Origin of the sequence: Microcoleus sp. Pol12A5, from assembly GCF_036701435.1 — a bacterium.
GTDB lineage: Bacteria > Cyanobacteriota > Cyanobacteriia > Cyanobacteriales > Microcoleaceae > Microcoleus.
Window position 1 is genome coordinate 34,925 of the sequence record NZ_JAUBQU010000050.1, and the last position, 10,196, is coordinate 45,120.

General features: G+C 45.9%; 14 protein-coding genes. 7 read left to right on the forward strand and 7 right to left on the reverse strand.

Annotated features, from left to right (window positions below):
- A partial coding sequence (locus tag QUA45_RS15170; protein ID WP_333221379.1) for a WD40 repeat domain-containing protein occupies positions 1-907 on the forward strand: 907 nt, incomplete at its 5' end.
- 119 nt (positions 908-1,026) lie between these two features.
- Here QUA45_RS15170 and QUA45_RS15175 read toward each other — a convergent pair.
- Together QUA45_RS15175 and QUA45_RS15180 are read right to left on the reverse strand one after the other, a co-directional pair.
- Complete coding sequence (locus tag QUA45_RS15175; RefSeq protein WP_333221381.1) at positions 1,027-1,863, reverse strand: metal ABC transporter permease; 837 nt, start codon at positions 1,861-1,863, stop codon at positions 1,027-1,029.
- A 96-nt stretch (positions 1,864-1,959) separates the two neighbouring features.
- A complete protein-coding gene (locus QUA45_RS15180) occupies positions 1,960-2,679 on the reverse strand; it encodes a metal ABC transporter ATP-binding protein (RefSeq protein WP_333096572.1) in 720 nt (239 codons plus the stop codon).
- A gap of 90 nt (positions 2,680-2,769) precedes the next feature.
- Between QUA45_RS15180 and QUA45_RS15185 the strand changes: the two genes are divergently transcribed.
- Positions 2,770-3,843: a metal ABC transporter solute-binding protein, Zn/Mn family gene (locus QUA45_RS15185; protein ID WP_333221383.1), complete on the forward strand. Its 1,074-nt coding sequence runs from the start codon at positions 2,770-2,772 to the stop codon at positions 3,841-3,843.
- A 116-nt stretch (positions 3,844-3,959) separates the two neighbouring features.
- Here the strand turns inward: QUA45_RS15185 and QUA45_RS15190 are convergent, their stop codons facing one another.
- The gene (locus tag QUA45_RS15190) at positions 3,960-4,220 is read right to left on the reverse strand and encodes a DUF7219 family protein (protein ID WP_333096569.1); all 261 of its coding nucleotides are present in this window, start codon (positions 4,218-4,220) and stop codon (positions 3,960-3,962) included.
- Between the two features lie 289 nt (positions 4,221-4,509).
- Positions 4,510-4,677, reverse strand: coding sequence for a metallothionein (locus QUA45_RS15195; protein WP_333221385.1), 168 nt, complete (start codon positions 4,675-4,677; stop codon positions 4,510-4,512).
- A 148-nt stretch (positions 4,678-4,825) separates the two neighbouring features.
- On the opposite strand from QUA45_RS15195, the gene QUA45_RS15200 reads away from it, so the two are divergent.
- Positions 4,826-5,233 (forward strand): metalloregulator ArsR/SmtB family transcription factor, encoded by a 408-nt coding sequence (locus QUA45_RS15200; protein ID WP_333096567.1) that lies wholly within the window; start codon positions 4,826-4,828, stop codon positions 5,231-5,233.
- Positions 5,234-5,235: 2 nt separating this feature from the next.
- Here the strand turns inward: QUA45_RS15200 and QUA45_RS15205 are convergent, their stop codons facing one another.
- Positions 5,236-5,436 (reverse strand): heavy-metal-associated domain-containing protein, encoded by a 201-nt coding sequence (locus QUA45_RS15205; RefSeq protein ID WP_333067593.1) that lies wholly within the window; start codon positions 5,434-5,436, stop codon positions 5,236-5,238.
- A 140-nt stretch (positions 5,437-5,576) separates the two neighbouring features.
- Complete coding sequence (gene aroF / locus QUA45_RS15210) at positions 5,577-6,428, reverse strand: 3-deoxy-7-phosphoheptulonate synthase (protein ID WP_333221387.1); 852 nt, start codon at positions 6,426-6,428, stop codon at positions 5,577-5,579.
- A 597-nt stretch (positions 6,429-7,025) separates the two neighbouring features.
- Between aroF and QUA45_RS15215 the strand changes: the two genes are divergently transcribed.
- The 3 genes from QUA45_RS15215 to QUA45_RS15225 all read left to right on the forward strand — a co-directional run bounded on the left by QUA45_RS15215 (position 7,026) and on the right by QUA45_RS15225 (position 8,086).
- A complete protein-coding gene (locus QUA45_RS15215; RefSeq protein WP_333077478.1) occupies positions 7,026-7,241 on the forward strand; it encodes a plasmid partition protein ParG in 216 nt (71 codons plus the stop codon).
- A 232-nt stretch (positions 7,242-7,473) separates the two neighbouring features.
- Positions 7,474-7,689, forward strand: a complete 216-nt coding sequence (locus tag QUA45_RS15220; RefSeq protein ID WP_333221389.1) for a hypothetical protein — start codon at positions 7,474-7,476, stop codon at positions 7,687-7,689.
- A complete protein-coding gene (locus QUA45_RS15225; protein WP_333221391.1) occupies positions 7,676-8,086 on the forward strand; it encodes a hypothetical protein in 411 nt (136 codons plus the stop codon). The genes QUA45_RS15220 and QUA45_RS15225 overlap by 14 nt, the downstream gene beginning before the upstream one ends.
- Positions 8,087-8,299: 213 nt before the next feature.
- Here QUA45_RS15225 and QUA45_RS15230 read toward each other — a convergent pair whose 3' ends face one another.
- The gene (locus QUA45_RS15230) at positions 8,300-9,172 is read right to left on the reverse strand and encodes a sulfotransferase domain-containing protein (protein ID WP_333221393.1); all 873 of its coding nucleotides are present in this window, start codon (positions 9,170-9,172) and stop codon (positions 8,300-8,302) included.
- A gap of 725 nt (positions 9,173-9,897) precedes the next feature.
- On the opposite strand from QUA45_RS15230, the gene QUA45_RS15235 reads away from it, so the two are divergent.
- On the forward strand, positions 9,898-10,196 hold a 299-nt coding region (locus tag QUA45_RS15235), incomplete at its 3' end, for a hypothetical protein (protein WP_333221395.1).

The window sequence follows — 10,196 nt, forward strand, 5'->3', positions numbered from 1 at the left end:
AGTAGGGGCAGTTAATGAATTGTCCTTGCAAACCCTACAAAGTGCTACGGGTAAATCAGTCGATTGCTTGTCTTTTTCCCGCGACAGTCAATTCCTAGCTGCTGGCGGACAAGATGGAAAAGTGCGAATTTGGCGCGTTAATTCTGGGGAATTAATTGCTGATTTGGACAACCAGCGCGTCTGGGTTGATAAGTTAGCTTGGAGTCCCAACTGCAACCAGTTAGCTTTCAGTATGGGCCGCTACGTTCAAGTCTGGAATGTTGAGGATAATGTTGTTGAAGTAACGCTGAATTTCGACTCATCATCTATTCTCGATTTAGCATGGCATCCGATGGTTCAATATCTGGCAGTTAGCGGCTATCAAGGTGTCAAAGTTTGGCATGGCGAAGACTGGGACGAAGACCCGGAAATTTTATCAGTACCCTCCGCAACCGGTGCAATTGCTTGGTCGCCACAAGGGGAATATTTAGCTTGCGGCAATATGGACAATACTCTAATTGTTAATGAATGGGGCAATTTTGAACCGTGGGTAATGCAGGGTTTTCCGGGGAAGGTTCGGGAGTTAGCTTGGTCGGATAAAACTAATTCTTTGGGTGCGCCTTTGTTAGCAGCTTCGAGCTCTCAAGGTATTTCTGTCTGGGAAAGAGACGCTGATGAAAGAGTCGGTTGGGATTCTTGGGCGTTAGAAGTGCATGAAAATGTGGTAAATGCGATCGCCTTTCAACCTAGCACATTTTTATTAGCTTCCGCCGCCGCAGACGGTCAAGTTTGTTTGTGGGGAGAAGCAGAACAATTGCTGCAAATTCTAGAAGGTGCAGAGGGCGGTTTTTCCTGTCTCGCATGGCATCCCGAAGGCCACTTTCTCGCCGCTGGCGGATGCGGTGGCGAATTGCTGGTTTGGTCATAAACTTATGCGCGGCAAAGAGTTCGGGCTGAGCAAGCTGTTATAAGTAGGGCGTTAAATTACTTTTTGCGTAAGTAAGCGTAAAAAACGTACAACAGATAGAGCCTGTACATCCTGGACTTTTATCCTCTCTTTCTTGTCAAAATTCCTTGACTGGGACTGAACAGCAAAGCCCCTAAAAATAACCCAAAAATAACTAATACAATTGCCGCCCCAGACGGCATATTAAAATAATAGCTGAGATACATACCAGTCACGCTAGCTGTAATCCCAATCATTGCTCCCAATCCCATCATTAAATGCAGCTCTTTTACCAACAAATACGCGGTTATTCCCGGCCCGATTAACAGCGAAATTACTAACAGCGCCCCCACAGTTTGCAAACTCGCAACAATCGTCAGCGTAATCGCCGAAATCATCCCCAAATAAATCCAGTTTACAGGCAAACCGGACGCTTGCGCTCCCAACGGGTCAAAAGTATAGAATAGCAGTTCTTTGTAAAGGAGTTTGACCGCCACCAAAATTATTAAAGTTATGACAAAAGTCTGCTGCACGTCAGCAGGTGCAACTGACAAGATATTTCCGAACAAAAAACCATCTAAGTCTAATTTTGTTGTCCGCAACAAGCTAATTAGCGTGACGCTAATTGCTAAAAATGTAGACAAGATTAATGCCATAATTGCATCAATTTTTAGGCGCGATTGCGATTGAATCCACGCCATTATTACCGCGCTGATAATTCCCGATATAAACGCGCCGACCGAAATATTGAAACCTAAAGAAAAAGCTACGGGCAATCCTGCTAATACTGAATGGGCAATCATGTCAACCATCATTCCCATTTGCTGTACAATTAAGTAGGAGCCAACAACGGCGCAGAGAATGCCTAGCAAAACGCCGACGGATATCGCATTTCGCATGAACTCGAATTGTAGTGGCTCAATGAGTAAGTTTAACATTGAATTATGTTAATAATAGGATTTTTTCAACTACAATCAACTGCACAGGTGGGACGCCCGTGCCACTATCAACTTTAAAGATAAATCTTTTTTGGCTTAGGAAGCAACTAAACTTAAATCGTATCCATAGGCTTTTTGAATATTGGCTGCGGTGAGCACTTCCCGGCAGGAACCCGTTGCAATTAAATGCTTATTTAGCAACAATAAATTGTCGTACTGTTTTAAAGTTTCGCCTAGATCGTGGCTGATTACTAGCAATGTTTTATTTTCTGCTTTTAGTTCGGCAAAAATATCGAAAATAATTTCTTCGGTTGCTTTGTCGATCGCGTTAAAAGGTTCGTCGAAGAAGAATAAATCGGCTTGTTGGGCGATCGACCTTGCTAAGAAAATCCGCTGCTGCTGTCCGCCAGACAGTTCGCCAATTTGCCGATCGCGCAAATCCCACATTCCCACCCGCAGCAAAGCAGCTTTCACCAATTCTTGCGACTGCTTCGAGGGGCTGCGAAACCAACCAGTCTGGACAGTTCGCGCCATCATTACCGCATTCCACACCGTAATCGGATAATCCCAGTCAATTTGCGATCGCTGCGGCACATAAGCCACCCGCGACAACTGTTCCTTCAGCAGTCGCCCCTGATATTTCACCAAACCCCGACAGGCCGGGATCAATCCCAACATGGCTTTCACCATCGTGCTTTTGCCCGCGCCGTTGGGGCCGAACACACCGGTTAATTGTCCGGGATCTAACTGGAAATTCACGCTGTTGAGGGCCGAGATTCCTCGATAATTAACAGCTAAGTCTTGCACTTCTAACATAATTAGAGATTTTGAGAACGATTCTTGTTCGTAGCTACTAGAATAGGATAACTCGAAAAAGCAATAACGATTATCGTTCCAAAGGTGAAAATGTTAACGAACTGGGCTGGAAAAAGCGGCAGATTATGCGGTGCGGCTGTTTTGGCAATTGGCTGCGGGCTGGTTGGGTGCAGTGGAGGACAGAACGCAAGCCGGGCGCCAGAGATTCCCGCCGCGACTCAAACTCCAGCCAGTCGGGCGGCCAACTTGCCAAAAGTCGTCGCCACGACAGGCGTTATCTGCGACATAACTAAAGAAATTGCTCAAAGTTCGATCGACACCACCTGTCTGATCAAGCCGGGAGACGACCCGCACGCCTACCAAACCAAGCCGGAAGACCGCAAAGCGATTGAAACAGCAAATCTGATTTTATACGGCGGCTACAACCACGAACCCAGCATCATTAAGTTAATTGAATCTAGCAGTAATTCCGCGCCCAAAATCGCCGTCCACGAACTCGCGGTTCCCAAACCGCTGATGGGCAAACACGAACACGAACACGGTGAAGAGAAAGCGGAAAACAAACCCCATGCAGAAGGTGAAAAAGTCCCTGACCCTCACGTTTGGCATAATCCTCAAAATGGCCGGCGCATGGTAGAAATAATTCGCAATCAATTGATCGAAGTTTCCCCCAACAATGCTCAACTTTATACAAAAAATGCAGCAATCTTAACAGATGAGTTGCAAAAAATAGATACTTGGATCAAAGCTCAAATTGCGACTATTCCAGCTCAAAAACGGAAGTTAGTAACAACTCACGATGCTCTGAGTTACTATGCCGATGCTTACGGTTTGGAGATGGCTGGAGCTTTGCAGGGTGTGACGACAGAGGAACAGCCCACCGCAGCAAGAATTGCTGAATTGTCCTCAGAAATTAAGAGTGCAGGAGTGCCGACAATTTTTGCCGAAACTACAACTAATCCGAAGTTGATGGAGACTGTGGCGAGGGAGGCAAATGTCCAAATTTCGGACAAGGAACTTTACAGCGACGAGTTAGGCGGCCCCGGCACTGGTGCTGATACATATCAGGGAATGCTGAAAACTAATACTTGCGCGATTATTTCTGGCCTCGGTGGCAATTGTACTTCTTTTGCGGGAGAAACTTCACCAAATCCCCAACCATAGACTTTCTAAAGTTCGTCTACTAGCAGGCACCTTACCTTTGCTGGGTACGCAGCAAAAAGCAGCGCTCGCAATCGCAGGGGTTTTCGATGGCAAACGCTGCGTTTGCAGCGATGACTTTAAGGCGAATTTTTTTCCTCGGTACTGGGGGGTTTTTGGCCAATTCCCAATTGCTTCTTAGAGGATTTTAAGTCTTTCCAAAGCATCTTAATATCTTTATAAGCTTTCTCAGCGCTAATTTTCCCCCCTGTTTCCAGCGAGCAAATATAAGTTATTTTTTGAGCAAACTCCTGCAAGTTGGCATTAAACGCCAAGTTTTCTGGCGTGAAATCACCGTAGTAGCGATTGCGAGGATGTAAAAAATCTTCCCGCTCTTTCATTGCCCCCTCCTAATTAAACTTTTGGTATTCAACTTTTGGTTCGGTCTCTGCTGTTAATAGCACTATTTGTACTCTGTATCGCGGCGCTAACTTGCTTCTATTGTATTGCGTAAGTAGCAATTGTGCTTTTTCGCTCTGTATTTAGTCTATTAATGCAGTCTTAACCTTAAGTTAGCTTTATTTTAACTTTTCTTTAACCTAAAAGCACAAAAAATGGGAAATGCGCGGTTCGCATCTCCCTTGAGATATATTTGGCAGTTGGTGATTAACCTTTTTTGAAGCCGAATATTTACTTGTGGCACTCGCAGCCGGCGTGGCCGCAGCCTTGGCCGTTGGGGTGCCCGTCAGCGCAAGCACTGGAACAGTATGTTTTGCCGTCTTTTTCAATGGCTTCGCTGGGGCTGACAACGCACGAACATGAAGGACAGGCACATTTTGTTTGGGTGGCGGTAGTCATAATTTAGATTCTCCTGGTGGGGTTCGTTCTCTATACTAATATCTGAACATATATTCAGGTATTAGTCAAGGGAATGTAAAAGTTTTGTTACAAAAGGTTTGCCGATCGCACTAAAATGAAAATGAGAATTAAAACCAGGCGGGAAAAGATGTCACCTAAGTCTGCTGTTAATGGAGCGATAAGTCAGTCTCGCGAACAAAACGATACACCAACGTGCGATCCATCGCACCTAGTTGACTGTTGGCGGGCCGAGGACATCCAAACACAAGTTCTCAACACCGCTAAAGCCCAGCGGATGGCAGAGTTTTTCAGTCTTTTGGGAGATGCGAACCGCCTGCGACTGCTGTCGGTTTTGGCCAAGCAAGAACTGTGCGTGTGCGACTTGGCTGCGGCGTTGAGTATGAGCGAGTCAGCGGTATCGCATCAGTTGCGGGCGTTGCGGGCGATGCGGTTGGTAAGTTACCGCAAGGTTGGGAGACAAGTTTTTTATAGTTTACTCGATCGCCACGTTTTTGAACTTTACCAAGCAGTCGCCGAACACTTAGACGAAGCCTAATATTATTCTCCTTGGATGGTGTGGCCTGTCACCACAACCGCCTGTTTAATTGATTCTTCAGAAGCTTGAGCCTCAACTGTAACAGTCTTAGCAGCTACATCCACATTGACAGAGGCATCGGAGTCAACTGTTTTGATGGATTTTGTAATTGTATCACCGCAGCCAGAACAGACGATCGACGGAACTTTAAGTACCAGTGCCATAATAAAACCCAAATATTGTAGATGACAGTATTGATTGTGCTTTTATTTTAATCTAATTTCGCTTTCCAAACAAAAGTGCGCCAGAATAAATTCTGACGCTACAAGAAGTAACTCTTCGGGCGCCGATTAATGAGTGATGACTAATGAGTGATGACTAATGACTTAGTATCTGGTATGCACCGCCCAACCGCTGCTGCTACAGGCCGCAAACTAACAACTAAATCAGCCATATCTGCCAAAGAAAGAGCTTGCCGCGCGTCAGAAACTGATTTTTCGGGTTGCGGGTGACATTCAATAATTAATCCGTCTGCACCGCAAGCAACCGCTGCTTTGGCTAGCGGTGCGACTAATTCTCGCTTGCCGACGGCGTGAGAAGGGTCTACAATTATTGGCAAATGAGTTAACTGTTTCAGTGCTGCGACTGCACCTAAATCTAATACGTTTCGGGTGTAATTGTCGAAGCTGCGGATGCCTCTTTCGCAGAGAACTACATGAGGATTTCCGTGACTGAGAATGTATTCGGCGGCCATCACAAATTCTTCGATGGTGGCTGATAAGCCGCGTTTTAGGAGGACTGGTTTTCCGGCTTGACCGATCGCCTTTAGTAACTCGAAGTTTTGCATATTCCGACTGCCTACTTGCAGCATATCAGCATAGGTGACAACTGGCTCGATTTGGGCGATCGACATTACTTCTGTCACTACGGGTAAACCGTAACGCCGGCTGACATCGGCTAAAATTTCGAGTCCCTCAATTCCCATGCCTTGGAAAGAATAGGGAGAAGTGCGGGGTTTGTAGACTCCGCCTCGCAAAGCTTGCACGGAGGCGGCGGATAGTTGGCGGGCGACTGTTTCCATTTGTGCGGAACTTTCGACGGTACAGGGGCCGCCGATGATTAGTAATTCTTGGCCGCCGACTGAGACTGTTTCTGAGAGTTGGACAATTGTCTGGTGTTCGGGATGAGATTTGGTTGCGAGTTTGGCTTCTAACATGATGGTATTTTCCTGGAAAATTAAGTGGGTGGTTGACAACAAAAAACCCGGAACTTTTAGGAGTTCCGGGTTGGTGCGAAAAGACAGCGCGACAATTTACCCAGAACTTTTGTTGGGCCAAAAATAAAAGCTGTTGTACCAGTTACTGAATAATGTCATTGCTGTTTTCGCTTGTACTCGATTGGTTGTTGGGGAAAGAAGTAGAAAAAACAAAACCGCAGGTGTTAATCTGCGGTTCGCCCGGATGTTCACAGTGAATTACCAATTCACTCCGGGCGAACTTGGCTGCACCAAAAATAAAAATTGCTGTTGGCTGTGAACTTGGCTGTGAACATAGTTGAAGTGCTGCGATTTGTGGGTTAAACACAATACTATTCGATAACCTAGCACAGACTGGTAGGAATGTCAAGCATTTTTTTTTCAAAATGTATGGAAACGGCAATGGCGTTTAACTCGGCGCGGTTGTCGTTTTTTGGGTATGTCTGTTATTATGTCGATATAGGGATAAGTCTATAAGTCCTTATATCGACAAGTGACCCTATCCGAATCGCGCGCCTGTGTGTCAGGCTAGACACATAGACAAATCGATATAGCGATATGGAAACTTTGACTACAAGTAAAACAGTGTCCGTAAAAATCTATCTACCTGAAGAGACAAGAGCCAAGTTCAAAGCATCTTGCGCCATGCGTAGCCTCAGCATGAATGAGGTTCTGTTGGAGTACATCGAAACTTGGTTACAGGAAAACGAACCCGTTTTGGAGCCAAAGCCCCAGCGCGTCAAGACGATCGCCAAAACTGAAGAAACAGACTGATGACCGAAATCATCCAGGATACCAGCCGCCAGATTAATTGGAGGAAAAATAAAAAATTTGTATCCGATGAAACTTGCCCCCCGAATTTATGCGTGGGGTCAATGCTTCAATGCTTCAATGTTTCAATGCTTCAATCTAAAATTTAAAATTTAAAATCTAAAATCTAAAATCTAAAATCGATCGATCGACTATATCGAATAAACGGCATCCTCGAACAAACCGCGAGGGACAAATGCTGAGAGATGCAGACAACCCAGAGAAATCTTGGGAGGATTTAGAAGCCGAACTGCTTCCTCACCGTCCTTTTTATGCCCCCGGCGAGACTGAAATTGAAAAAGACCTTTATGCTAAGCGACGATGTGCTCAGCATAAAATGAAGGCTGAAAAACGCCCCGATATTGCAGGCCGCTCTTATTACTACTGCACGGAGACAAATGATGATGACTAACTCGAATTACCGACTGCTACCTGCCAGAGATGAGTATGTTCAAGTGTCTATCTATCTCAATCGGGTGCATTTGGACGGATATACGCCCGATCGCGCGATCGCACAATTGATCGAAATGGGTTATGCTCCTACTTTGCAATATCAGTGGAATCCAAAACGAAATGAGTTTGATTTATTTGCTCTGATTCACGATCGCCCGATCGCCGATTCACTGATGGATAAACAGGCTTGTGATGCTCTATGGGCTGCTTTTAACCAATCTTCGCTTTACGTGATTGGTTGCGAGATGACGCAAAATCCTAACTGGCTAGCGGCACGCAGCTTTAATGATCCGCGCCGTCACGCTACGCCGGAGGAAATCGAGCCTTTGGAAGCAAATGCTACGGCGGCTGCTTAATATTTTAGTCCTGAGTGCAACGGGTACAAAAAAGGTTTTTATACCAATTTAATGTGAAGTTGCACATATTTCGATCCCCCTAAATCCCCCTTAAGAAGGGGGACTTTGATCGGAATCTTGTCCCCCCCTTATTAAGGGGGGCTAGGGGGGATCGGATTCTACGGGGCCTCATAAAAAATTGGTATTAGGCGATTGTTGACACGAATGACATTATTAATCCCAGCCGAAATCTCGATCGCACAATTCGGCTAGTCTTTGGTTGTGCGATCGAAAATATGCTCTCAATTGCTCGTATACTGTGTTGTTGATGGGGGGATATTGGGTGGCGTTGTACTTTTCGTAGGTTTGTAGTTGGTGCGGCGGTAAGTCTAGAAATTCTAAGACGCTGTTGTATGTGCCGAAGGGATTGGTATACAAGTCTTCGCTTTTGAGGATTAAAAGTTGTGATTTGGGAAAAAGTTTCATCCAGGCTGGGAGTTGATCGGCGTAAATGCCGCGGGTTAGATAGCTGTGGTGTTGGTGTTCGTAACTATAGTAGGTTGGGTTGGCTATGAGTTTTTCTATTTCGCCTTGGAGTCTTTGGGGTTCGGAGGCGATCGCACTTTCTAATGATAGGGATTCGTAACCTATTTTTATATAGTAATAATAGTGGGAAATTGCGCGTTCTACTGGGTTTCTCAGCAGGGCAATTATTTTAACTTTCGGGCATAAATCGTGGATTCGTTGCGGAACTTGGGGGTGACAGATATAGTAGGGGCTGGCTTCTCCGGTTAGTAGATTTTCGCTTGTTTGGGACTGGGGAAATTGGGCATAGTACCAGTCTGGGCTTTTGTCGAACTTTAAGTCGAAGTAATGGATTTCTTTTTCGGCTGCGGGGGCGATTTGGGGATGTTGGATTAGGTAATTGTACAGAGAGGTTGTGCCGCCTTTTTGGGCACCGATGATGATGAAGTCGGGCGGTTTGGGAGTTTGTTTCATAGGTGGGGGTGGTATGTTTAGATTTTGAAATTGTACTGACAGTGCGCCGCAGGGTAAAAGGAAAATTCGATCGCACTGACATCTTGCACTATTTTGAAGAAGAGGCATCTTGCCTGTTCCACTCATAGTTCAATTTTCTTGTGGGGAGTAGGGGTTGGGCCCCAGAACCCGCCCCTCAAAGGCTTATTGACAATGGTGCAAGAGTTGAGATAGCACTTTGACGGATTACATAAATTTCGATCGCCCTATTTAGATTCGATCGCAGCGATAGGCCTAATACCAATTTAATGTGAAGTTGGACATATCTCGATCCCCCTCACATCCTCCTGGTTGTTGGGGGACTTCGATCGGAATCTTGTCCCCTCCTTATTAAGGGGTGCTAGGGGGGATCGGATTCTACGGGGCCTCATAAAAAATTGGTATAACCACAATTCGATCGCCCAATCTACATTCTAGATTCCGGTGGTTGAAACCTAGCCTAAACAAACAAAGCCTGCAAGGGCTGGGCAATAGGTTGGATAAGATCGCGATCGCTGTTTTGGGGTGATCTAATTCACTCTCGCTCGTGGTACTGACATTTCAATTTAACTCGATTAGAGTGGAGTTAGGGAACTCTCATCCTTGCGGGGCAAATCTTTCTCTGAAAAATATATTATCAGTGGCGATTTTAGTTGCGGGTTTGTGGGTTTTATTTTTCAGCCAAGGTACAGATTTAAATTTGTGCAAGAGGCTGATATGCAAGTTGCGGAAAATGGGAACAATAAAGATGGGATTGTACTGTCGAGCAGTAACTACCTGCAATACCATCTCTGAAATTATTCAGGAAGGCGTCAATGTTTAAGAGCAAATTATCCAAAGTTATCGTATCCCTGCTGCGGCGGATTGCTGGTGTTACCAGATCCGGGGCCAAGCGGCTGATGAGAGCAATGCTGCAAACCCTGATGGCTATGGGCCGGAGGGCGAGACTGCCGGTGGCGGGGTTTGTGCTGCCGACGGTGACGATGGTGTTGCTGGTAGTGATTTTGCTGACTGTGGCGATTACGCTGCGATCGTTCGATCGGGCTAATACGGCGCGTAACGTGCGCGTGAACCAGCAGGTGCTGGCGGCCGCCACTCCCGCGCTCGATCGGGC

Excerpts from the sequence above, each read along its gene's own strand:
- QUA45_RS15175 (WP_333221381.1), bottom strand. The coding sequence starts at position 1,863 with ATGTTAAACTTACTCATTGAGCCACTACAATTCGAGTTCATGCGAAAT.
- QUA45_RS15190 (WP_333096569.1), bottom strand. The coding sequence starts at position 4,220 with ATGAAAGAGCGGGAAGATTTTTTACATCCTCGCAATCGCTACTACGGT.
- aroF (WP_333221387.1), bottom strand. The coding sequence starts at position 6,428 with ATGTTAGAAGCCAAACTCGCAACCAAATCTCATCCCGAACACCAGACA.
- QUA45_RS15185 (WP_333221383.1), top strand. The coding sequence starts at position 2,770 with ATGTTAACGAACTGGGCTGGAAAAAGCGGCAGATTATGCGGTGCGGCT.
- QUA45_RS15180 (WP_333096572.1), bottom strand. The coding sequence starts at position 2,679 with ATGTTAGAAGTGCAAGACTTAGCTGTTAATTATCGAGGAATCTCGGCC.
- QUA45_RS15220 (WP_333221389.1), top strand. The coding sequence starts at position 7,474 with ATGCTGAGAGATGCAGACAACCCAGAGAAATCTTGGGAGGATTTAGAA.
- QUA45_RS15215 (WP_333077478.1), top strand. The coding sequence starts at position 7,026 with ATGGAAACTTTGACTACAAGTAAAACAGTGTCCGTAAAAATCTATCTA.
- QUA45_RS15195 (WP_333221385.1), bottom strand. The coding sequence starts at position 4,677 with ATGACTACCGCCACCCAAACAAAATGTGCCTGTCCTTCATGTTCGTGC.
- QUA45_RS15230 (WP_333221393.1), bottom strand. The coding sequence starts at position 9,172 with ATGCCTCTTCTTCAAAATAGTGCAAGATGTCAGTGCGATCGAATTTTC.
- QUA45_RS15225 (WP_333221391.1), top strand. The coding sequence starts at position 7,676 with ATGATGATGACTAACTCGAATTACCGACTGCTACCTGCCAGAGATGAG.
- QUA45_RS15200 (WP_333096567.1), top strand. The coding sequence starts at position 4,826 with ATGTCACCTAAGTCTGCTGTTAATGGAGCGATAAGTCAGTCTCGCGAA.
- QUA45_RS15205 (WP_333067593.1), bottom strand. The coding sequence starts at position 5,436 with ATGGCACTGGTACTTAAAGTTCCGTCGATCGTCTGTTCTGGCTGCGGT.